The 23,990-nt window shown below is 41.5% G+C and carries 18 protein-coding genes and 2 pseudogenes; 12 read left to right on the top strand and 8 right to left on the bottom strand.

Annotated features, from left to right (window positions below; all coding sequences use genetic code 11):
* Positions 1–26: 26 nt before the first annotated feature.
* Positions 27–242, bottom strand: a complete 216-nt coding sequence (locus HWQ40_RS18870; RefSeq protein WP_292780326.1) for a hypothetical protein — start codon at positions 240–242, stop codon at positions 27–29.
* A gap of 286 nt (positions 243–528) precedes the next feature.
* Here HWQ40_RS18870 and HWQ40_RS18875 point away from each other — a divergent pair, with 286 nt between their 5' ends.
* Complete coding sequence (locus HWQ40_RS18875; protein ID WP_292780329.1) at positions 529–726, top strand: type II toxin-antitoxin system HicB family antitoxin; 198 nt, start codon at positions 529–531, stop codon at positions 724–726.
* A gap of 10 nt (positions 727–736) precedes the next feature.
* On the opposite strand, the pseudogene HWQ40_RS18880 reads toward HWQ40_RS18875, so the two are convergent.
* A pseudogene (locus tag HWQ40_RS18880) lies at positions 737–1,785 on the bottom strand (transposase).
* Between the two features lie 790 nt (positions 1,786–2,575).
* On the opposite strand from HWQ40_RS18880, the gene HWQ40_RS18885 reads away from it, so the two are divergent.
* Positions 2,576–4,189, top strand: a complete 1,614-nt coding sequence (locus tag HWQ40_RS18885; RefSeq protein WP_292780332.1) for an NAD(P)H-quinone oxidoreductase subunit 4 — start codon at positions 2,576–2,578, stop codon at positions 4,187–4,189.
* A gap of 235 nt (positions 4,190–4,424) precedes the next feature.
* On the opposite strand, the gene HWQ40_RS18890 is transcribed toward HWQ40_RS18885, so the two are convergent.
* Positions 4,425–5,243 (bottom strand): type 1 glutamine amidotransferase, encoded by an 819-nt coding sequence (locus tag HWQ40_RS18890; protein ID WP_292780334.1) that lies wholly within the window; start codon positions 5,241–5,243, stop codon positions 4,425–4,427.
* A 172-nt stretch (positions 5,244–5,415) separates the two neighbouring features.
* Positions 5,416–6,753 carry a Mur ligase family protein gene (locus tag HWQ40_RS18895; protein ID WP_292780336.1) on the bottom strand — a complete coding sequence of 446 codons (1,338 nt, stop codon included), beginning with the start codon at positions 6,751–6,753 and terminating at the stop codon, positions 5,416–5,418.
* 287 nt (positions 6,754–7,040) lie between these two features.
* On the opposite strand from HWQ40_RS18895, the gene HWQ40_RS18900 reads away from it, so the two are divergent.
* From HWQ40_RS18900 to HWQ40_RS18915, 4 genes are all read left to right on the top strand, one after another.
* Positions 7,041–7,628, top strand: a complete 588-nt coding sequence (locus HWQ40_RS18900; protein WP_292780339.1) for a thylakoid membrane photosystem I accumulation factor — start codon at positions 7,041–7,043, stop codon at positions 7,626–7,628.
* A gap of 176 nt (positions 7,629–7,804) precedes the next feature.
* Positions 7,805–8,413: a hypothetical protein gene (locus HWQ40_RS18905; protein ID WP_292780342.1), complete on the top strand. Its 609-nt coding sequence runs from the start codon at positions 7,805–7,807 to the stop codon at positions 8,411–8,413.
* Positions 8,414–8,538: 125 nt separating this feature from the next.
* Positions 8,539–8,688, top strand: coding sequence for a type II toxin-antitoxin system HicA family toxin (locus HWQ40_RS18910; protein WP_334985354.1), 150 nt, complete (start codon positions 8,539–8,541; stop codon positions 8,686–8,688).
* A 37-nt stretch (positions 8,689–8,725) separates the two neighbouring features.
* On the top strand, positions 8,726–8,950 hold the full coding sequence (locus HWQ40_RS18915) for a type II toxin-antitoxin system HicB family antitoxin (protein ID WP_292780344.1): 225 nt from the start codon (positions 8,726–8,728) through the stop codon (positions 8,948–8,950).
* A gap of 139 nt (positions 8,951–9,089) precedes the next feature.
* Here the strand turns inward: HWQ40_RS18915 and murD are convergent, their stop codons facing one another.
* Positions 9,090–10,616 (bottom strand): UDP-N-acetylmuramoyl-L-alanine--D-glutamate ligase, encoded by a 1,527-nt coding sequence (gene murD / locus HWQ40_RS18920; protein ID WP_292780346.1) that lies wholly within the window; start codon positions 10,614–10,616, stop codon positions 9,090–9,092.
* Between the two features lie 84 nt (positions 10,617–10,700).
* Positions 10,701–12,854, bottom strand: a complete 2,154-nt coding sequence (gene glyS, locus HWQ40_RS18925; RefSeq protein ID WP_292780349.1) for a glycine--tRNA ligase subunit beta — start codon at positions 12,852–12,854, stop codon at positions 10,701–10,703.
* A 454-nt stretch (positions 12,855–13,308) separates the two neighbouring features.
* Here glyS and HWQ40_RS18930 point away from each other — a divergent pair, with 454 nt between their 5' ends.
* The 6 genes and pseudogenes from HWQ40_RS18930 (at position 13,309) to HWQ40_RS18955 (ending at position 21,439) form a co-directional block, all read left to right on the top strand.
* Complete coding sequence (locus HWQ40_RS18930) at positions 13,309–13,887, top strand: PEP-CTERM sorting domain-containing protein (RefSeq protein WP_292780352.1); 579 nt, start codon at positions 13,309–13,311, stop codon at positions 13,885–13,887.
* A gap of 747 nt (positions 13,888–14,634) precedes the next feature.
* Positions 14,635–15,933, top strand: coding sequence for a glycosyltransferase family 4 protein (locus HWQ40_RS18935; RefSeq protein ID WP_292780355.1), 1,299 nt, complete (start codon positions 14,635–14,637; stop codon positions 15,931–15,933).
* 1,176 nt (positions 15,934–17,109) lie between these two features.
* Positions 17,110–18,696 (top strand): efflux RND transporter periplasmic adaptor subunit, encoded by a 1,587-nt coding sequence (locus HWQ40_RS18940; RefSeq protein ID WP_292780358.1) that lies wholly within the window; start codon positions 17,110–17,112, stop codon positions 18,694–18,696.
* A 25-nt stretch (positions 18,697–18,721) separates the two neighbouring features.
* Positions 18,722–19,180, top strand: a pseudogene (locus HWQ40_RS18945) (efflux RND transporter permease subunit); the annotation flags it as partial.
* Positions 19,140–19,688 carry a hypothetical protein gene (locus HWQ40_RS18950; RefSeq protein WP_292780360.1) on the top strand — a complete coding sequence of 183 codons (549 nt, stop codon included), beginning with the start codon at positions 19,140–19,142 and terminating at the stop codon, positions 19,686–19,688. The pseudogene HWQ40_RS18945 and the gene HWQ40_RS18950, both read left to right, overlap by 41 nt.
* A 368-nt stretch (positions 19,689–20,056) precedes the next feature.
* The gene (locus HWQ40_RS18955) at positions 20,057–21,439 is read left to right on the top strand and encodes a carotenoid oxygenase family protein (RefSeq protein ID WP_292780362.1); all 1,383 of its coding nucleotides are present in this window, start codon (positions 20,057–20,059) and stop codon (positions 21,437–21,439) included.
* 189 nt (positions 21,440–21,628) lie between these two features.
* On the opposite strand, the gene HWQ40_RS18960 is transcribed toward HWQ40_RS18955, so the two are convergent.
* Both HWQ40_RS18960 and HWQ40_RS18965 read right to left on the bottom strand, forming a co-directional pair.
* Positions 21,629–22,327 (bottom strand): CAP domain-containing protein, encoded by a 699-nt coding sequence (locus HWQ40_RS18960; protein WP_292780363.1) that lies wholly within the window; start codon positions 22,325–22,327, stop codon positions 21,629–21,631.
* A 279-nt stretch (positions 22,328–22,606) separates the two neighbouring features.
* Positions 22,607–23,734 (bottom strand): acyltransferase family protein, encoded by a 1,128-nt coding sequence (locus HWQ40_RS18965; protein WP_292780365.1) that lies wholly within the window; start codon positions 23,732–23,734, stop codon positions 22,607–22,609.
* Between the last annotated feature and the right edge of the window lie 256 nt (positions 23,735–23,990).

Consider the following 23,990-nt stretch of genomic DNA (forward strand, 5'->3'; position numbering starts at 1 on the left):
CTCCTCAATGTGATTCAGTATGTCACTCATATTTTCGTGTTAAAAAACTTCTCATGATGTTCTTTTATCACAAAATATACTATTTTGGAGATGTCTACTCCTTGGCATAACTTGTTTAAGTTATCTCGAAGCAGTTCCGTGGGAATATCGCGTAAAATTACTTCTGCATCAGGAGAAAAAATGCCTTTTACTTCTTCGTCTTTGTCGGGCAAGCTCACTAAGATTGGAATCGTCTCCATCATTTATACCTTATTCTAAAGTTTTGGAGAGAGATAAAATTCACAAACAGCTAAGTAGAAATTTTAGCTTAAGTGTAACTTAACATAATATTATAAATTTGCTTACAAGTATAGATACTAGATTTATCAACTTACTATATGGGAGTAAACAAAGGTGTATTGTCCTTTTAATTAACCTAAAAGTGTGATATTTGTAAACTGTTAAAGTCTAATTCCTCTGAGATTAGCACCTTGTTTGATGAAATTTTGCAATGAATGCGGAATAAAGTTTCTTCTCGTCTACACATTTATGGACTTCTACACAACAGTTTTGCGAAAGAGTGCGGGTTATTGGGTTGCTTTATGCTTAGAAAATGGACTGGTAGGACAAGGGATAAATCCAGAAGCAGCAATCAAGCAACTTAATGAAGCGATCGCATCTTTTTTGGAAGTCTATAAAATAGAACCTGATATTTACCATGCTTCACTCACTATAGAAGAATTGTAAGGATTCAGGTCTAATATTGTGGAAGTAATGAAGGGCAAGACTGAAAATTATTAGAGTCAGCAATTAGAGCTTGTGCAAAAAAATCAATGACAGATCTGCCCTGACGGCGACAAGTCTGCACCACCGTCAACAAATTGGCAGTGTGTTGAAACCGCTCCATCGAACGGGAACCACCACTTACCTTACGTTTTGTGACAGCCAAGCGAAGCGAACGTTCGGCTTGATTGTTATCAGGAGGAACTTCAGGATGGTCAAGAAAATACCACCATTGGGAAGCTTTATCACGCAAAGAACGTAAAAACTTACCTGCCGTAGCTGAGGCTAAGTCAACCCAGTCATCGAGTGTTTGTTGCAACTTGAATTTGAATTGTTTGACCCAATCGTTGTAAATGCCCGAATCGAGAGTTTCAAACCATTGAGCGTAATTTCTAAAAGCTTCATCAATTAAGTCAACAAAAGCTTCGCTGATAGCTTGGTTGTGAAGACCGGGAATCCTAAAAACGCCTGTAATTTCACCCCTAAATCTTGTCCTGGGATGATATCTTCTGGCCACTGGGAAGTTTGTATATTCCCACAGCACTCACACACACAGGTATGGCGTTGATACTCCACTACTTCAATGGGACGTTCCACTAATTGCGCTACAGAGCGTTTTTCTACTTTTACTGCCGCAGGAGCAAATGCTTTTTGTCCACAACAGACACAATCAGTAGGTCGTAAAATTTCATAACGATCTATTCTGCCAAAACCTTTACGAGTCTTACCTTGATGTCCTGGCTGTCCCCCTGGTTTCTTTTTCGGTTGATTTGATTCTTCTTGCGGGGGTACCTTTTTGTTTTCGCTCTTTTTGTGGATATCTCCAGATGGTGGTTTCGACGAATTAGAACTGTCTAAATCTCTGCTGACTTTTAAACGCTCTATTTCTTGCTGTAGTTCTTTGATGATTTTCTGTAACTCACGTATTACCTTGCTCTGCTCAATGATTATCTCTACCAGTTCTTGTCTCGATAACTGGGTCAAGCTTTCTCGGTCTAAATTTTGAGGCAGGTTCTGGTTCATATCTGTGATACTCCACCTCAACTGTCCTCTTTGTCAATACTCTGCCACCGGAATCCTTACGAGGAAACAGGGATTAAAATAAATTTCTTTCCTAAAGAATCTCCTTTTACATTAGAAGAAACCTTAAAAAATAGTTATTAGGTTGCATTAATTAATTTTGATTTGTAATTAAACAAAGTTTTGGCTATTGGGTAGCTCAAGAAAATTTACATAAAAGTGCATAAGGTAGCCCATCGTAGACTTCGGATATTAATTGCTGTACGATCGCCATCTCACTAATTTTTTATACCAACCATAATTCATGTCTTCGTCCCCGGATGTGTCTATAGTCTGGGACTTGCTGCAATTGTTCGACGAGATTCATACTTGTTAGTTATCCATTTTTCTCCACCCTATACAAATCATTATTATTTTTTTCTCGTTGTATGTATGAAAGCACCCTGTCCAACGCTAGTTGGGAAGTGGTTGGGGGTTAAGTCTATGACTCAACTTAGAAGCGTAGACTAAATAGCCCTGACAATTGGGCTGAAGCAGAAAATGTAACTGTATTGTAACGGTGGCTTTAGCTGCCGTTTTTTGTTGACGTTGCAAAAGTTTACATTTAGAATGGAATCGTCAAAACTCGATAAGTATTTATTCTTATTTATTCTGAAAATTTGACATTCAATGAGTATATGTTCTTATCTCTGTCAAAAATTTAATATTCTAGAGTTAAAGAATATTTACAAAAGTATTAATTCCTTAATATAATGAAATCAAAAGTGATAAGGCAAATTGATTGTCAGAAGTGATGAATGCTATTGAATTTCCCTGGCTAACAGCCATAATCCTCTTACCCTTGGTGGCTACCTTAGCCATCCCCCTAATCCCAGACAAGGAAGGTAGAACTGTCCGCTGGTATGGTCTGGGAGTTGCTTTTGCCGATTTTGCACTGATGATTTATACCTTTTGGTATAAGTACGACTTCCAGAGTTCAAGACTCCAACTTATAGAAAACTATCCTTGGATACCGCAGTTAGGTTTGCATTGGGCTGTGGGGGTTGATGGTTTATCGATGCCCTTGCTGCTTCTGACAGGCTTAATAAATACCCTCGCAATATTCGCGGCTTGGAAAGTTAACACCAAGCCGCGATTATTTTATGGTTTGATGTTAGCGATGTACAGCGCCCAGCTTGGCGTATTTGTTGCCCAAGATTTGCTGTTATTCTTCCTGATGTGGGAAATCGAGTTAGTGCCGGTTTACCTGCTGATTTCCATTTGGGGAGGACAAAACCGCCGTTATGCCGCTACCAAATTCATTCTTTACACCGCCGCTGCATCAATATTTATCTTGATTGCCGGTTTTGCACTTGTCTTCTCTGGAGATACCGTCACTTTCGATATGGCAACTCTAGGAATGAAAGAATATCCCAAAACCTTAGAATTGTTGGTTTATGCAGGTTTCTTAATTGCCTTCGGTGTAAAGTTACCGATTTTCCCTTTACACACTTGGCTACCTGATGCCCACGGTGAAGCATCAGCACCCGGTTCGATGATTTTGGCTGGTGTGTTGTTAAAAATGGGTGGTTATGCTCTGATCCGCTTCAATGTGGAAATGTTGCCCAATGCCCATGTGACTTTTGCTCCAGTGTTAGCAGTTTTGGGTGTGGTTAACATTGTCTACGGTGCTTGCTGTGCCTTTGCTCAAACCAATCTCAAACGCCGCTTGGCTTACTCTTCAATTGCCCACATGGGGTTTGTGCTGATTGGGATTGCCTCTTACACAGAGCTGGGTATCAGCGGTGCAGTGCTACAGATGGTTTCTCACGGCTTGATTGCTGCTAGCTTGTTCTTCCTGTCTGGCGTGACTTACGATCGCACCCACACCTTGATGATGGATAAAATGGGCGGTATGGCTAAGGTAATGCCCAAAACCTTTGCTCTATTTACCATTGGTTCAATGGCTTCTCTTGCTTTACCCGGAATGAGTGGTTTTGTAGGTGAGTTGATGGTGTTTCTGGGTATCGCCAGCAGTGATGTTTACAGTTCCAGCTTCAAAGTTGTAGTCGTGCTGCTGTCAGCAGTTGGCGTGATTTTGACACCGATTTATTTACTGTCGATGCTGCGTCAAGTGTTCTACGGGGAGCAAAATAAAGAGTTGCACTTGGATGCTGTAATATCTGATGTCAAACCCCGCGAAATATTTATTACCGCTTGTTTGCTACTGCCAATCATTGGAATCGGGTTTTATCCCAAATTAGCAACGCAGACTTATGATGTGAAAGCAGTAGAATTAGCCGCCCATGCGCGTCAAGTTCTACCAGTTGTTGCTCATCAACAACCATCAAGTCTGTACTCGCGTATTTTCTCTGCACCAACATTGGCTACTTCTCAAGTTGAAAGTTCGATTAACATTTCTGAGTAAATTAACTTCCCATTAAGGGGTCTGCAAGTAAATTCTAAATCCGCGACTTTCGCATCGAACGCAATGCTGTGGGAGAATTGATGATTACTTTTTGCTTTACTGTTTAACTCCAGTTGGTAGAAATTTTACTTGTTTGGCTAATGCTTGAGTCATTTTGCCGTCTGCTTTATGTCAAATTTGACCCTTTCTCAAACCTCTCCACAACACGAGGAGAGGCTTAATCAACGAACTGAAGTTAAACTGTCGTCGCAGCAGCACTTGGTAAATTCACTTTCAAGCGCTTAAACATCGCTTCTCGTGCTTTTACAGCGAGACTATCGTCAAAAGGTTCTAAGGTAATTTCCTGCTGATACTTTAGCCGCAGCGCTGTTTGAATTAACCAATCGGCAACAAAGGGATTTTTCGGTAACAAAGGACCGTGAGAATAAGTAGCGATCGCATTCTGATAAAATGCTCCTTCTGTCCCATCTTCACCATTATTTCCCAAGCCGTACACAACTCGCCCTAAAGCTTCCACTTTCCCCAACTTGGTACGTCCGCCGTGATTTTCAAAGCCTACCAAATATGGTGTGCTACCCGTCATCTCTTTTAAATCTCGCGCCAGACGTGAAGCTGTCACTTCAATTACCAAGTTGCCAATACAGCGCTTAGTATTTTCACCAGGATGCACAGAAACTAAATCGAGTATTCCCAAACCATCAATTCGTTGTCCCAAGCCTGGTTCATAATAATGTCCCAGTAATTGGGGTGAACCACAAGTAAATACTCCCGGTGTTCCATTTTCGATTTTTTCGCGCATTGCATCAGCTTTCGCACCTTGCAAATCACGCATGACAATCTCTTGCTGGCGGTCTTGTGCGCCACCACCAACTATGACATCTACAGTTTTAATATCTGCGGCAGTGGAATTTTGATCTAAGGGTAACACTTTAACATCGTATCCCCGCCATTGAGCGCGACGTTCTATAGTAATGACATTACCGCGATCGCCATAAGTACTCATCAGCATCGGATAAAGCCAACCAATTGTTAATTCCAAATTTTGAGAAGTCATAAATTTAGGGAATGGGGAATAGGGAATGGGGCATGGGGAATGGGGAATGGGGAGTAGGGAATGGAGGGAGATGAGGGAGAAATCAATTCAAAATTCAAAATTCAAAATTCAAAATTAAAGAACTTCTGCCTCCTGCCTCCTCTTTCCCAATACCCAATGCCCAATGAAAAATTTAAAGAATTTTCCGACCAGTCAGAACTTCTCGTACTTCTAGCATGGCTGAGTAGGTGGGTAGAATATGCAAAGTTTCATTCTCTGGTGTATGCTCTAATGCAGTTGCGATCGCTTGTCGCAAATCTTCTTCTACAATTAAATTTAAGTTACTCTCAGGTGACTTTTGGCTGTAACGTAGACGTAGTGCCATATCATAGACGCGATCGCCACTCACGACTAAAGTGCCTCCCCGTTCGACTAATTTCTCAGTATCTACGTCCCAAATCCAGGATACATCAGTGCCATCGGGCGTGCGATCGTTCAATACTAGCAGTGTGGTTTTATCTGTGCTTTGAGTAACTACGCGAATGGTTTCATTCGTTCCTACAGGATTTTTGGATAACAATATTCGCACTCGTTTACCATTAATTACTAAATCTTCAGCCCGACCAAAAGCAGCTTGGAAATTGTTAATAGTATCTCTAATTGTTGCTTCATCAACTCCTAACTCAATAGCCGCAGTTGCAGCAGCTAAAGTATTATATTTGTTGTACAAACCAACTAGAATTTGCGACCATTCATTACTTTCTAAAGTCGGTTTACTTTTACTAAAACCACACTTGGGACAAGTAAAATCTCCCAAATGAGACAAATAAACACCCTTATAATCTAGGGAATGTCCACATTTGGGACAATAAATAGAATCAACAGCGTGAGGAATAGCTTCCAGATAATGTTCTGGTTCATTCAAACCAAAGAATAACACCCGTTGGCGTAGCTGCTGACCCAGGTTAGATAAAGTTGGGTCATCAGCATTAGGAATTACCACCGTTTCTGCTGGTAGTGTAGAAATAACTTTTGTCCAACGTTTACTAATTGTGTCTACTTCGCCGTACCTATCTAGTTGGTCGCGGAACAAGTTTAAACAAAGAATGATTCGCGGCTGGAGTGGCGTTAATACTCTTGGTACAATATTTTCATCAACTTCCAAAATGGCGTAATCAGCATTTAGCGTGCCTAGTAAGTTGGTGCTTTCCAACAGCGCCGTCATTAAGCCATTTTCCAGATTTGCACCTGTAGAATTATGAGTGACGCGAAAACCCTTGCGTTCTAGTATCGTGGATAAAAGCAGTGCTGTAGTGGTTTTGCCGTTAGTACCAGCAATTAAAATCACTCCGTTTTTAACTTGCTGACTCAATAATTGTAAAAGTCGGGGTTCAATGCGACGAGCAATCGAGCCTGGTAATACACTAGCAGCACCCAGACGGAGCGCTCGCACAATAAACGTCACACTTTTTGCCACTGACACCGCGAAACCCAATCGCAGCCTATCTATGAATTGTATTTTGTTTCCCACATCTCTACCCTAGTCTTCTGGCGGTTGCTAATTAAAAGTGCAAATTTAATCTTGTGAGTTTAGCGAATCCTGGCTGAAAAAGCCAGTCATCGCAATTTTGAATTTTGGATTGTTGCGCTACTTTACCTCTGTTTTGACTTGCGCGTAGCGATACCAGCCACTTGCGAGAGATAATCTCAGTAGGCGTTATCTTAAAAAATAGTGCGTGGGCGTAATTACATATCCAGCCCAGTTGGCCGAATTCAGCACAAACTCACGACAAGTAGTAGCTTGCAAGGTTCCTTTTGATGAATAGCACAAAGTTTCTTTTTTTACATAAACAAATTACTAGCTGGCGAAGGTGGTTGTCCAAATGCCTGTTGTTGCTTGTAAGTCTTTTCATTATAAGTATGCAACCTGCATCTGCTGGTCTTAATAATGATTTATATGATGGCAACATCTTTGTCGTTTATGCTGGCAATGGTTCATTGGTTCCTCCCAAACAGACACTCGCACAGTCTTTAGCGGAACATAAACCCGTATTTTTGGCTTTTTACGTAGATGACAGCAGCGAGTCCAAAAGATATGCCATTTCCATTTCACGGGTACAGGAATTCTATGGTCGAGTCGCAGAAATTATCCCGATAAATGTAGATACTATCCCGCCGAAACAAACCTATGACCCTACAGAAGTAGGATATTACTATTCTGGGGGTGTTCCTCAAGTCGTTGTGTTTAATAAATCAGGTGAGGTAGTTTTGAATAAAAAGGGTCAAGTACCTTTTGAAGAGATAGATGATCAATTTCGTAAAATCTTTGATTTATTACCACGCACTGAGACAACACAGCTAAAGCGGCGAGCTTTTAACGAGTTTAGTAGTGAGTTAGCTAAGTAACTTATGGGGTAGACCAAATTGGTCTGCCCTAATTTTTAGTTATATCTGTTACTACATTGCTACCGATGTCAAAGCATAATATTGAAATATCTGGATTCACAATTGAGGAAATTAATCCATAGTCTATAGTCCGTAATCAATCCCCATTGCCCAATAATTAACTAAAGTGTATTCTGATGTCAAAGGTTTACACCACCCAGGAACTAATTCAAATTTTGGCAGCCGAACGCCAAGCTTGCCTCAAAGGAAAACGCTTAAAGTTAGAAATAAAAGTCTCTGGCAATCCTGTAATTGACCAGTTTATCAGCACTGATGGATTGCAACAGTTTACTGCGTATCAAGATTTCAAAACTGCAATTCATGATTATCAGAAAGAAAATCGAGTTTCCGGTATTATTTGGCGGGAAGTGACAGTTAAAGGAAAAAACTTGCACTATCCCGAAATAGATAGTGAGTTAATTGCCCTCAATGGTGACTTAGAGATATTAAAAGCCGCTAAAAATTCCATCGTAGAATTTTGGTATGATGTCACTATAGGGATGGATTTATACTTGAGTTTTAATAATAGTAAACAACACCAACAAATTGTCACATCAGATGTAGAAAGAATTGTTCAAAGAACAGAGTGGGCAAGTTTGTGCAAGTGGGAAAATTCTAGCTTTTTGGAAATGATTTTGCAGCTAGGGTGGGGTAAACCAGAAGAGGCTTATTATAAACGAGGAAGACCGCGATCGGGTAGTGAATATATTCATGCAGTCAATCCCGGAAATCGCCCTATTGGTTGATTGATATGTTGGGTAGTAATACTGAAAACCACGACAAAATGAGGGATAGAATTGCGTTTACTTTGCTTTCTTAATAAGGCACTCTATCTGTAACATAAATTTTAACTGTACAGATAAGTAGTAGCATGAAAGTACGCGAAGTGATCAAACGACTAGAAGCTGATGGTTGGTATCTTGCTAGAACTAAAGGTAGTCATCGACAGTTCAAACATCCTGATAAACCTGGTACTGTAACAGTGCCTAGTAAGCCAAATGTAGATGTACCAGTACTCTGAAAAATATCTGGAGACAAGCTCAATTGGAGGAAGACTGATGCGTTATACAGTTGTGATTGAAAAGGGAGGAACTAGCTACGGCACTTATGTCCCTGATTTACCAGGTTGTGTAGCTGTGGGTAAAACCTTAGAAGAAGTTAAGCAAATGATTGCAGAAGCTATTGAATTTCATATTGAAGGAATGCTAGAAGATGGTTTACCTATTCCTAAACCTACAAGCATTGCTCATGAAGTTGAAGTTGCAAACTACAGCAAAATATAATTATAGAAAACTACTAAATTAGTACCAAATAATCCTTCTAGTATTTTGTCAAGTTAGTTTTGAGAGTTTGTAGTAAGGACTTTAGTACTTAGAAAATAAAGACTAAAGTGCTTACTACGAACTTGTTGACAAACAATGCTTATCGACTTTGAACTATGGACTCTTGACTAGAGTTTTCAAGTTCTGGAAGTTCTACTCTGGCGGGTTTCCAACCTCCTGCCCAAGCAAGACATAGATGACGGAAACGATCGCCCCGCACCTCAAAATTTGGGTACTGGTCGAAACTCGCACAAGCTGGAGATAGCAATACTACAGGCGCTTGATACTGCTTGGCTAATTCTGCCGACTTGGGAACTGCCCTTTCCATAGTTTCCACAATATGGTAGGTATGATACCCCACCTCTCGGAGACGTTTGGCAAATGCGGGTGCAGCAGAGCCAATCAATAACACAGCAGCAGCTTTGGTTTGAATTTGTGCTAGCCAGCCAGAATCATCCCCTGGTTTGGCTTCTCCACCAGCAATTAAAATTGCTGGACTGTTAACAGATGCTAAACCTACTTCAGCCGCATCATAGTTGGTGGCTTTGCTGTCGTTAATGAAATCAATATCTTCCCATGTGCAGATATGCTCCAAACGATGGGCAACGCCAGGAAATTCCCGAATTGCAAGTGCGATCGCATCACGATTAATTCCCGCTAATCTTGCTGTTGCTACTGCCATCAAAAGATTTTGCTGGTTATGTTCTCCCACCATTCGCAAGGTAGATACCTTCACAATCGGTTCTGGTGCAGAGGTTGCAGTCAATTTTTCCACAACCCAACCGTCTTCAATGTAAAAGCCTTTTTCGCTAATCAGAAAATCTTTTCCTCTGACACTTGTCCAATAGGCATCAGGCCAAGCACTTAAACCAAGCTGGCTCAAGTAGGCATCATCGCCATTGAATACTTGCAACTCAGACTGACGTAATAATTTGGCTTTAATGTTGTAATAGTTCTCTAAAGTCTGATGGCGACTGAGGTGATCCGGTGTGAAAGTCGTCCAAACTCCGATCCGGGGAGCAAGAGAACTCGAAGATTCTATTTGATAGCTGCTAACTTCCGCAATTACCCAATCGAGTGAAGAGGATGAGGGGGATGAGGACGATGAGGAAGTAAAATTTTCTCCCTTATCTCCCTTATCTACCTTATCTCCCCTATCTCCTCTCCCCCTCCAAGATAGGGCAACTTCACAAGCGGCGTAGCCAATGTTACCGCAGGCGGGTGCGTTTAATTCTGCTGCTTGGAAAATGGCAGCAATTAAAGCTGTGGTAGTAGTTTTGCCGTTAGTGCCAGTAATTCCTACCCAAGGTAGCGATTGTAAATTTCGCCAAGCAAGTTCTATTTCCCCAATGGTTTCAATACCTAATTGGCGTGCCTTAATTAATACGGGAATATCCCAAGGCACGCCAGGACTAACGATTATTAATTGGGGTAAATTAGCACCATTCAATTCTAGGGATTGTCCTAGTTTAACGGTTATTTGCTCGGCAGCGAGTTCTTGTTGTTGTTCTAGGAGGGTTTTGGAGGTGTTGCCATCACTCAGCTCTACCTCCCAACCTTCCCGTTTCAACAATCTCGCCGCAGCAATACCGGACTTTCCCAATCCAATTACAGTAGCTTTGGACATAGATTGCAGCAGAGTGTCCCTGGTTAAGCACTCCCTATACTAGCGTTTCTTGGCAAAAATTACACCAGTTTTTGTTGACCTACGCTACAGATTTTTGACGATCGCACCGAAGTCAGCTAAAACACGGGCATGGTTGCGAACTAATCCCAGCAGATGTAACCGATTACGCTTGACTTCTGGATCGGAGTCCATAACTAAAACGCTATCTGGGCCATCAAAGAAGTTACTCACTGCCGGAGCCAGTTTTGCTAGTGCTGCTACTAACAGTTGATAATTTCGTGTCTGCTGTGCTGCCCAGGAAAGCGGTACTGATTCGATTAGTGCATTATACAAAGCTATCTCAGAGGGCTTTTGGAATAATTCTTGACGAACTACGGTTGTTGGTTCTAGTTGTTTTGTATCCAAATCACCTTGGGCGGCTAATCGTGTGGAACGGTTAACGGTTTCGTAGATGTTATCTAAGGTACTGTTGTTGCGGATTTGTTGTAAGTATAAGGCGCGATCGCGGACATCCAATAAATCTTTTAACGTCCGTTCTGTGTATTCTGGATCATTTTCTCCCAAAACTGCATTTACTAAATCGTAATCAATCTGTTTTTCTTCTTGTAGTAAAGTGCGGATGCGTTGCAAGAAAAACTCTTGTAATGCTGCGGTTAATGATGCCCAATCTTTCTGATATTTTGCTGCAAAGTCTGTTGCTATTTGCTTTAATAAATCATCTAAATTTATCGGCAAATTATCAAACCAAACAATTTTAACTACAGCATTGGCAGCACGGCGCAAGGCAAAGGGATCGGATGAACCGGAAGGAATTAAGCCTAAACCAAAGATACTCACTAAAGTATCTAATCTATCTGCCAAACCAACGATTTTACCCGTGAGTGTTCCAGGTAAAATATCACCGGCTCCCTTTGGCAAATAATGTTGATAAATTGCCTTGGCTACTTCAGCATCTTCACCACTAGCTAAGGCATATTTTTCTCCCATAATGCCTTGTAATTCGGGAAATTCATACACCATTTGGGTCACCAAATCTGCTTTACATAATAAAGCAGCACGTTGGATTATTTGGCTTTGATTTTCCGCTAATTCTAATTGACTGCTAATTTGCTCGGCAATTTTAACTATTCTATCTACCTTGGCACGTACCGAACCCAATTCTTCTTGAAAAGTGACTTTTTCTAACTTGGGTAAAAAGCTTTCTAAACGCTTAGTTAAATCAGCTTCGTAAAAAAATCTGCCATCAGCTAATCTAGCACGAATTACTCTTTCATTCCCGACGGCAACAATATCTGATTTTTGAGGATCACCGTTAGAAATGGTGATGAAATTGGGCAATAATTCTTGCTCAAAACTCCCTGGTTTGAATACGGGAAAATAACGTTGATGAGTAACCATGACTTCAGTAATTACCTCAGTTGGTAATTCTAAAAATTCTGGTTCAAATTTACCAACAACTGCGGAAGGATATTCTACAAGGTTGGTTACTTCCGCTAACAAATCGGGGTAAATTACTGTATACCCGCCTAAATTCTCTGCGACTGCATTTACTTGCTCTTTAATCAGATTTGCCCGTTCTTCTGGGTCAACGGTGACATAAGCAGACTTGAGGGCGGTAACATAATCAGTAGCTTGGGCAATTGTCACAGGTTCAGAATGCAAAACCCGATGACCTTGGGAAATGCGATCGCTCTGAATCGTTTTAGAACCATTCACTAATTCTAAAGGCAGCACCGTCTCATCTAACAAAGCTACCAGCCAACGAATTGGTCGGGAAAACCTGGCATCCCCATTCCCCCAACGCATCAACCGCTTACCTTCTAAACCCCAAATCCACTGGGGAACAAGTTCTGTCAAAATTTCCGCCACAGGACGACCGGGAATTCTTTTTTGCACAAATACAAATTCCCCTTTGTCAGTGGGGCGAACAGACAGCGCATCCAGTTCCACACTTTGCTTTTTGGCAAAGCCTGCTGCTGCTGCTGTCGGCTGACCATCTTTAAAGGCGGCTTGGGCGGGGGGGCCTTTAATTTCTTCTTCTCGATCTTGTTGCTGCGATGGTAGCCCTTTAATCAATACCGCCAACCGCCGGGGAGTACCGTATATCTGGACACTTTCGCCCTTGAGGCTGTTTGCTTCCAGGCTTTGGGGAATGCGTTCCTGCCATTGCACTAAAGCATCACTGAGAAAACTTGCAGGTAGTTCTTCTGTACCAACTTCTAATAGAAACCCAGGCATAGGACACTGTTTTCAACTTTGCGTAGCTCAACTTTATCAGTTATTCTCAGGCGATCGCTCGTGATTTTTAGCTGAATCGGTCATTGAAGAGAATAAAAGGAAAACCCCATAGTTAACAATTCAAAATTCAATATTAAAGACATTTTGTCTGCGGCACCCTATGCAAACAGACGGGGATTAAACCCCTACTGTTGCAAGATCCCTCAGAGTAACTCGATAAATGAGGAATGGAAGTTAAGCCAGAGTGGATTGCATAGGCGGCTTGTCGTAAGACATCGCTATAGACTTGACATTTTATGCAAAACTTTATAAAACAAGTGCTTCTCTTCATAGATTCATTACATTAGATACCGGATTTTATGCGGTATTTACTGGTATATATTTCTATCGTAAGCTTAGTGTTGATTGATGCATTGATATATGCATCATGACAATCAATTTTGGAGTTATGACCATGAAAAATATTTTCGCCAAAATCACCGCGATCGCAGCAACTAGTGTTGCGATCGCTGCTGGTGCTAACAACCCAGCCCAAGCTATTGAATTAAACTTTAACTGGCAAGGTAATGCTGGTTACTCAGCAATAGGTTCATTCAGCTACGACGAAACTACAGCACCAACAATCATTTCAGAAGCTAGTAGTGGAGCCACCAACTTTTTACAATCCTTGAATGTCTCCTTCTTAGACCCATCTAAAAATCTTCTGGGAACCTATAACACCGTTAGTGGTGGAGTGTCAGAATCTAGCTTCTTTGCTTTCAACTTTAATACTTCCACTCAAACATTATTTGGCCCCTTTGATGTCGCAGGAGGGACAGGTGTGATTGGAGAATATTTCTTCCAGGGAACGGTTGGCGACTCTTTGTTCTTACGTCAGGATGTCGATCAACAAGGAACGTCAACAACACTAGATCAAAATTCTGGCTCTATTCAAGTATCCAAAGTTCCTGAGCCTGCTTGTCTCTTGGGTTTGCTAGCATTTGCCGGGTTGGGTGTAGCTTCAACTTTAAAGAAAAAGCAAGCCTTTTACTAGAAATTAGGGCTTTCTAGTCAGAGCTTGCCAAATTTACTGAATCTCTATTCTAGCCCTACTAGTTCAGTTAACTAGTAGGGTTATCAATATAATCTCATTAGAAATATGAGCGAAATTAATTTTACTTTTACCTCAGCATTTATTACTCAGCACTCAACACTGTTTTGGTCAGCGCCTTTGAACTACTTAAAAAGTAGGATTCTCCTCAATGAATACAATACTGATGACTTGGTTAAAAATATTTCATGTGCCAGTTGAAAAGGCGGAATGAGGGTTATATGCATAACAGTGAATATAATGTTACAATTCCCCAAGTGTAAATTTAAGCATTAGTTCGGAAATAAACAGACCAACTATTGTCATAATCGCCAAAAAATAAAGTCTATATTTATCAATAGCCTAACTTGTTTATACAAAGTCATATATTGATTTTTAAGTGTTTTATGCCGTACAAGAATTCTCTTTTGAAAACCACAAAGAAAATTTATAACCAATGTTTAACACATTTTTTTTAATCAAACAATTTTACCAGTCAAAATACAGCATTTGTAAATAAATAAGGTAATAAAATGCAGAGATACAAATTAGATATAAACAGTTTCTACCTCTGCCTTCTGCCTCTAAACCTATAGCTTTATGCTTCATGCAAAAGAAAACGTTGTAAGCAATAAAAATAGCAGCCCCCACTGGCTATTAATAAGTAATCCGATCGTCTCATGCTATCTTCACAAAATTCACAAATAGTTCATGCATATTCTGATTTATTCCTACAACTATCATCCAGAGCCAATTGGAATTGCTCCGTTAATGACTGAATTGGCAGAAGGACTAGTAAAGCGAGGTCATAAAGTGCGAGTGATTACGGGAATGCCCAACTATCCTCAGCGCGAAATTTACGATGGGTATCAGAATAAATGGTATCTTACTGAACAAAAAAATGGCGTCACTATTCAACGAAGTTACGTCCGAATTAAGTCTAAACCTAACCTCGTGGATCGGCTGTTACTGGAGTTGAGCTTTGTTTTCACAAGCTTACCCCAAGCCTTTAAAGGTGGGCGACCTGATGTGATTATCTTAACAGTACCGCCGCTACTAGGTACGTTACCAGCAACAACATTGGGCTGGTTATACAACTGCCCAGTAGTTCTAAATGTGCAAGATATTTTACCAGAAGCTGCTGTGCGTATCGGGTTATTAAAAAACAAGTGGATGATCCGAACTCTTGCAGCTTTAGAGAAATTTGCATATCGGACTGCACACACTATTAGTGTGATCGCTGATGGATTTCGTGAGAATTTAGTAAATAAGGGAGTCCCTGTTAATAAAATCGTTTGTATTCCCAATTGGGTAAATGTAAATTTCATTCGCCCGTTACCGAAACAGAGCAACTCTTGGATCTCTAACCATCAACTAGATGGGAAATTTGTAGTACTTTATTCAGGCAACATTGCTCTAACGCAAGGTTTAGAGACAGTAATAGAAGCAGCCGTTTGTTTACGTCATATCAAAGATATTGTCTTTGTCATTGTTGGCGAATCAAGAGCATTGCAAAGGTTGCAGGAATATTGTCTATCAAATGGAGCAGATAATGTTTTGCTACTACCGTTACAGCCGCGAGAAAAACTACCTGAAATGCTAGCAGCATCTGATGTCGGGCTAATTGTGCAAAAGCACAATGTGATTTCGTTCAATATGCCTTCAAAAATACCACTGTTGTTGGCGAGTGGTCGCCCAATTGTGGGTTCAGTTCCCGCCACTGGTACTGCTGCTAAAGCGATCGAACTCAGTGGTGGTGGGATAGTTGTTGAACCAGAATCGCCCCAGGCAATGGCTGCTGCGGTGCATGATTTATATGCTAATCCGGCTCTAGGGACGAAGCTAGGTAACACAGGAAGACAATTTGCCGAAGAAAACTATTCCTTAGAGCAAGCTCTCGATCGGTATGAGTGGCTTTTTTCTCATATTGTTACCAACCGAAAATCAACTGTAGGTATTTTACCAAAATTCGATTCTAAGAAATCAGTTGTGGATGGTTCTATGCATTAGTCACATCTTTCTTTACAATGTTGAAACCCAGATTTTGCAAGCATCTTGAAGACTGAGGTGTTAAGCATACTTGACAAATTTCCCCTTATTATTCTCGCTAAAAATACATTTTTATTGAGAATAAACGACGAACGAATCAGGGTTAGAAAAAACGTGAGCGATCGCTCTCACTTTTGTTAAGAAAGATCCGGGTAATGGATAGGTGGATGGTTGAAGGGGATTGAGGATTTCTCACTCGTTGGCTACATAGATAAAACCCTGATTGGGATAAATTAAATCACCCATTCGGGTGAGTTAAAGATCAACCGATCGGGTGAACTAACTGTAGGAAGTTGAGACTGGTCAAAAATAGGAATCTAGAGAATACTGATTGATTGCACGTCGTTCTTGGTGAGGATAACTTGATGATTAATAGAGCTGAATTAATCAGCGTAGGCGTAGCCCACCGTACCCGTACAGGGAAGCAAGCCACGCGTTGGCGGAGCCTCTGTCTCCGACACGCTATTCGCGTTCGTAGAGAAGTGTCTCCAAGAGTTGGCATAGCTCCAGACTCTTTTCTTCCTTAAGATCAGTATTCAGTGCTACTCAAGAGCGATAAACTCATCTGTAACTAATACTAATCTTGTCTGCTATCTGGTTATAATGCAAGCAAGCGCTTGCAAACACTTATAGAAAACTTAGCATCAAAGACGGCACAAACTCATGCACCCTTGATCTAGTTAGCAACTAAGGTATTTGCAACAGCAGGTTTAACCACAGCGACAACACGAGAAATTACTCGTGTTGCTGGGGTCAATGAGGTAAATTGATTTCGTCATTTCCAGAACTAAAGAGCAACTACTAACTTGCTCTGATTACCGAAGCGATCGCTTTACAGGCACAGAACCATGCTTTCTCTCTGAGATAAAGCACTGTGTTTATACTGGTTAGCAAAAAATTATAAATTACACTTTAAGAAATTGAACGGAGTTAAGTAATGTACAAATCAACCATAATGTGCTGAACAAAATTGGTTCATTTTAGGTGCTAGACATCGTGAGCGATCGCCCAAATACCCAGACATATTTTTTACCAACATAGAGAAAAAAGGGCTAAAAAACTATTCAAATCAAAATAATGCTTTTTTAGCGAAGAGTAGATTGCCCAAGTCTAAATCCACAAGACGAGAAAACCAAGATGTCCCATTCTGAGTTCCCTGACTCTCCCCTTTCGATTGAAACAGAACAGCCCGCTGTTACTGATTCTAGTCAAGAGTCGCAACAATTGCCACAGCGATCGCCTAAGCAACCTCAAAAACGTCGTTGGCCCCTACTGTTAGGAATAATCTTATTAATTGCAGGTGTAGGTTTTGGTTGGCGTTGGTGGCAAACTAGTAATGCTAGCAATGCACCAGGTGGTGCTGAAGCAAATGCTGGTCAACCTAGAGCAGTTCCAGTCAAGCTAGCGACAGTGAAAACTGAAACCGTGCAAGAAAGTTCGGAGTTTATTGGCTCCTTAGAGGCTCCACGTTCAGTAATCATCAAGCCACAGGTTGAAGGACGAATTACCGAGATTTTCATCCAAGAGGGCAACCGCGTTCAACAAGGACAAGTCATTATTAGTCTGCAAAGTGATAATGTCCAAGCTCAATTGTTACAAGCTAGAGGCTCACTGCAACAAGCCCAGGCACGTCTTGCTGAACTCGTTGCAGGTACGCGACAAGAAGAAGTTGCCCAAGCTAGAGCGCAGTTAGCCCAAGCCCAAGCTCGCTTTAGAGATGCTCAATCGGGATCGCAACCAGAAGAAATTGCTCAGGCTGAGGCTCAAATTCAGTCAGCTAAATCCGATGTGGAACTAGCACAGTCACGCGCCAAACGATATGCACAATTGAGAAAAGAGGGCGCAGTTTCCCAAGATACCTTAGAAGGATATGTCAAAGAACAGCAAAGCGCTGAAGCTGCCCTGGTCGTAGCCCAAAAACGCCTAGATCAACTCCGCCAAAGCAGAAAATCTAGTATTAATGAGCTAGGTGGTGCTTTGGAACAACAGAAACAAAACTTAAGACAACTAGAAAATGGTTCTCGTCCAGAAGAAATTGCCCAAGCGCGATCGCAAGTAACTCAAGCAGCTGCCCAAGTTCAAGCTGCCCAAGTCCAACTGCAATACACAAAAGTTTTGGCACCTTTCACTGGCATTGTTGGTGATATTCCCGCAAAAGTGGGAGATTATGTGGAAAAAGCAGATCAACTCACTACACTAACCAGAAACGACTCTTTAGAACTGAATATTTCTGTTCCCGTAGCCGAAGCCAGAAAGTTGCGCTTGGGCTTACCTGTGCAAGTGCTGGATGTCCAAGATAAACCCATCGCAACGGGTAGGATCAGTTTTATCTCCCCAAACGCTAGTTCCGATTCGCAGACAGTTTTGGTAAAAGCCAACTTTGGTAATTCGAGAAATCGACTGGTTAATCTTCAGTCAGTGCAAACCAAAGTGATCTGGAACGAACGTCCAGGAATTTTAATTCCAGTTACAGCAGTATCTCGCTTGGGTGGAGAGACTTTTGTATTTGTGGCGCAGGCGCCGCAGGAAAAGTCTAAACCTGGAGCGCCAGCTTTAGTAGCTCAACAAAAACCGGTGAAATTAGGAGTTATTGAGGGGAATAATTATCAAGTTATCAAAGGACTAAAAGTAGGGGACAAAATTGTTGTTTCCGGCATTCTTAACTTAACCAATGGCGCTCCCATTACTCCTGAAACACAAGAAGTTGGTAGCCAGAAGCCTTAGCTGAAGAGGGACAGGGGACAAGGGGCTTCTTGCTCAATCAATGCGGGGTTTTGCAAATGATGTTTACTGTCAAATTGGTCTAGTAATGTTGATCGGTTTAGCTAGTAAGAACGCGATTTTGATTGTGGAATTTGCTAACCAATTGCGACACCAAGGGCTTTCGATGACCAAAGCAGTAATTGAGGCTTCACAAGAGCGGTTACGCCCAATTTTGATGACTGCTTTTTCTACACTCTTGGGAATTTTTCCCTTGGCTACTGCCACGCATGTCGGTGTAGGAAGTCGGCAATCTTTGGGAACAGCAGTTTTTGGTAGGATGTTAATCGCTACTTTCTTGAGTTTGTTTGTAGTGCCAATTTTGTATATCGTGATTAAGACGATCCCAGAGCAATTTATCAAACCAAATCTGCATCAAAAAATACTAGCAGAAGCAGTGTCATTAAATGGTAGCACTGCTGTATATTCAACAAAAGCTGAGGATTGAGTATCTCTCGTTATCGATTGAAGCAAATCAATTTAGGGACTTGCAAAAAACAAATTATCTCATCGTCAGGGCGCAAGGTCTTGCTCTCCTGCTATGGGATGTTTTTTTAACTGCAAGTACCTTAAATACTGCCGGACTCGATATTAAAGACATCGCCGTTTTATTCCTGTCGGGATATAGACTATATCTTTACTTTGATGGTAAAAGTAAGTTGGCCAAAAATAAAGTGATGCAGTTAGTAAATACTGACATGAATAGTTGTCCAAAAATTTTAGCTGCTATAGCTGCTACTTTCCTAAGTCTAGTAACGATAGATGTTAACTCTGCACAAGCTGGCAATTTTACCTTTACATCAATCGTTAACGATAGGGATAATAAAAACTTCTTTGATGTCGGTGGTGGCCCGATTAACGATAATGGCACAGTAGCTTTTGGTGCTTTCAGCACTGGTTTAACTCTTAAAGGAAAACTAAAACAGAAGTCAACGGTTAGAATAAATAACTTATAGCAGTTAGATTAGCAGATAATGTCCTTGTATTAATACGTGCAAGTACCGAAGCGATCGCTAAATAAATATTTAGATATCTGCTTTAGCACACCCTATTATGAAGATGAATGGAACTCCTACAAATCAAACGAATTAAACAGCTAGTACCGCAAGGCGGAAGGCGGAAGTCAAAAGTCAAAAGTCACGCATAATTGTATTCCAAGCTCTTGCGCCATTTGAAATGGTATGTTTATTTACGCCATGCTGTACTAGAGAAAAAATTGAATTTGTAGATCGATTGCAAAAATTCCACAACGCCCTCAAAATTTACATGTGGGCATGATAACAAGCTGGAATGTATAGTACAAATATACACTGAAATCAAGACAATGGTAACAATAGCAATCAATCCCTATCTCGATGGCAATTTTGCTCCAGTCCATAAAGAAATCACCACCGACAAATTGCCAGTCATCGGTGAATTACCGCTTGATCTATCAGGGATGTTTGTGCGGAATGGCCCTAACCCTCAATGGACACCTATCGGTCAATATCACTGGTTTGATGGAGATGGGATGTTGCATGGTGTGCAAATTAGCAACGGCATAGCCACTTATCGTAACCGCTACGTCCAGACAGTTGGATGGAAAAAAGAACGAGAAGCGGGTAAAGCTATCTGGACTGGGTTGTTAGAACCACCACAAATGGATAACCCCCACGGTCGCTACAAAAATACTGCCAATACTGCTTTAGTACAGCACGCTGGTCAGATGTTGGCGCTGAACGAGGGGGGTAAACCTCACGCTATTAAACTGCCTGAATTAGAAACCATTGGCGAGTATAGCTACAATGGCAAGCTGGTTTCTGCCTTCACAGCCCATCCCAAGGTAGACCCCGTTACAGGGGAAATGATCTTCTTTGGCTATTCTCTGTTTGCGCCACCGTATCTGCAATATAGTGTGGTCTCAGCACAAGGCGAACTGTTGCGAACAGTGCCAATTGAACTGCCAATAGGGGTGATGATGCACGATTTTGCCATCACTGAAAACTACACGATTTTCATGGATTTGCCGCTGACTTTTAACCCTGAGCGATCGCAACGGGGAGAACCTTTAGTGGCATTTGAGCGCGATCGCCCCAGTCGCTTCGGCATTGTACCACGTCACGGTGACAACAGTAATATCCGCTGGTTTGAAAGTCCTGCTTGCTACGTCTTCCATACTCTCAACGCTTACGAAGAGGGAGACGAAGTAGTGCTGATTGCCTGTCGCATGAGTTCTACAAGTGTTTTGAGTTCTGATGATTCGCAACCCGACCCAGACGCAAATATTCCCCGTCTGCATCGTTGGCGATTTAACCTCAGCACAGGGTCAGTGCGTGAAGAGATGTTGGATGATGTAGCTTCGGAATTTCCCCGCGTCAACGAAAACCGATTGGGGCGACAAAACCGATATGGCTACACTAACAAAGCGGCAAACAGTCCCGTACCTTTATTTGAAGGTATCATCAAATACGACTTCAGCAATGGAAAATCCCAAATACATGAATTTGGACAGGGGCGCTATAGCGGTGAAGCTGTATTTGCGCCGCGTCCTGGTGCAACGGCTGAGGATGATGGTTGGCTGATGACTTTCGTCCACGATGAGAATTCAAACACTTCAGAATTAGTAGTGGTGAATGCCCAAGATGTGATGGCTAAACCTGTAGCGCGGGTGATAATTCCCCAACGAGTGCCTTATGGGTTTCATGGTGCTTGGTTTGCCGGAGAATAGCTCAGCAGTTAGAAACTGCATTTACACAGACAAAACCCGCTTAGGCGGGTTTCAAATTCTTTGAGTCAGCGCAGGCGGACTACCCTGCGGGTTCGCTGAAAGCGTTCTCGTAAGAGTAGCCGCAAAGCGTCTAGGTTTGTATAGCCGCGATTTCTAATCGCCAGCTATATTTCTCTCAATTTCCTCAAATTATTTTTCCCTATACCCTCCAGCGTAGTCAATCACACAGATTGTTCTATATGATTTATGAGTTCCATAAGCAACACCAGAGACTTTAAAAGCACCGTTAAAAATGTTTTTTCGATGGCCGCGATCGCGCACACCATCATCAATAATTAACTGCATGACGATATCTTGAGCGCTGTTTGGCCCATAACTGATATTTTCACCTGCGGTTGTTTGCCATTTACCATAGCGGTTGATGCGACTAAAAGGGTTGCTACCATCGCTACCATCATGACCTATAGCACCTTTTGAGCCTTGGTCTTTTACGTGGTCTTTTGCTCCTAAAGACATACCCTTAGATGCACTCAAGGCTCCTACAGGACGTGCTGATTTGATAAATGCGATCGCTTCATCAACTGCTTTGACTCCTTCTTGAGTTCGCAGATAAGTATTATTAGAAATTTTGACTCGGTTCCCCTCAAAGCGCTTTCTATAGTTTTCCAGAATTGGAAGGTATGCTTTAGGATTTGTTCTTACCTTATTTGTTTCAACAATTACCTGTTGTTCCAACGGTGAAAGGTAACTCGCCTTTGCTAATAAAGTTGGACTAGTTTGTACTGCTGGGTTAGAGTTGGCTACAGACGGGTTAGATTGAAGCAGTTGATTTGAGCAGCCCAATATCAAGGTAATTGGCAAAAATACCCAAAAATTCAAGCGACGCATCGATTACCTCACAATTTTTCTATGGATTAATTTAGTGAATTAGAAGAAATAAGAATTTTCAACGCACAGATAAGTCTGTAGACACTTCTGCCGTTAGAAACGATATCAGGACTTAAGTAAGTTTGCTAAAGAAAGCGCAGATTAACGCGCCAATAATATTGATAAAGTTGCAATTGCCTTTGTTCCTAAAGTGTTACAAATCTATCACTTGACACCTGTTGTAACATTGAAAATATGAAAACGTAAATAACAACAAAAATCTTTTTTATATAGCCGTAGCTATACTTTCAGAAACCAGCGTTGCCGATACATCAGAAAACCAACAGCCCACCACAACAACACGGTGACTAAGGCAAATAACAGGGAACCATTCAGCACACCCGCCCAAGATGCGAAAAAATTCTGGTAAATCCAATTGTAGGTACTGGCAGCGTCTTTACCAGTGCCAATAGTGGTTTTGACTAAAATTTTAATCAACAAAACTGATGCAACGAAAAGAACGATCGCATTTAAGCCCATAATTTCAAAAGGTTTACTCCAGCGACGCATCAGCCGTACTTCGATGAGTTCATAACAAGCTGCTAGCAATAGTAACGCCCAACCTGTTGTAAATACTACATAAGAACTTGTCCACAGCTTTTTGTTAATAGGGAATGTCCACCCCCACGCCCAACCGATAATTAAGCAACCGACTCCAAATAATCCTAAACCGATACTTGTACGTGACTGTACAGGTTGACTGCGTATCCATTGACCAGTAAAGTAGCCAGCGAGGACGCTTACTATGGCGGGAATAGTACTGAAAAGTCCTTCTGGATCTCCCATAAAGTTGAAACCATCACCTTTATATAAATGTGCATTGGGAATAATCAGGCGGTCAACATAAGCACCGAAATTACCTTCTCGCGTCAAAACTCCCGCACCATATTCTGGCACTGTTACATACATCATCGTTAGCCAGTAGCCAATGAGTAGCACTGCTGCTAGTATCCATTGACCTTTGCACGGAAGGTTGAGAACAGCTAGGGAAGCCAGCAGATAAGTAAGGCTGATGCGCTGCAACACTCCCATAATGCGGATACTATTCAAATCAAAAGTCCAAATACCCTGATTCCAAAAGCCATTTAGTAGCAATCCCAAGGCAAAGAGAATAGCGGCGCGGCGCAATATCCGCCAGTAAACAGCTGAGGTTGGTTTATTGCCTTCGGTGTATTTTGACAGCGAGAAAGTCATTGCTACACCGATAATGAAGAGAAAGAAGGGAAATACCAAGTCCGTTGGCGTGCAGCCGTGCCAATTGGCGTGGGCTAAGGGAGAATATACATCATCTGCGACACCCGCCATATTGACGAGAATCATTCCAGCAATGGTAATGCCACGAAAAACATCCAGTGAAGTCAGGCGCATAGACGAAATCTTGTATTAAATGAGTATCTAAGTTACCCCGGTTGATGAAGGTAATCAAGCAAAATTTATCGGTCTACTTGCTAAATATAGTTTTTCATCAAGGTTCCTGCCCATACTATCTTGTACAAATTAGAAGTACGCGATCGCATCCAGACCAAAGTTTTAGCTATCCAAAAAGGATTGGTAGTACCAGAACTGTTAATAAAGCTAGATATACTCAAATTTCAGTCAATCTATTGCTATTTAAGTGGAAATG

It is taken from the genome of Nostoc sp. NMS9 (genome assembly GCF_017114995.1).
In the GTDB taxonomy this organism is placed as follows: Bacteria; Cyanobacteriota; Cyanobacteriia; order Cyanobacteriales; family Nostocaceae; genus Nostoc.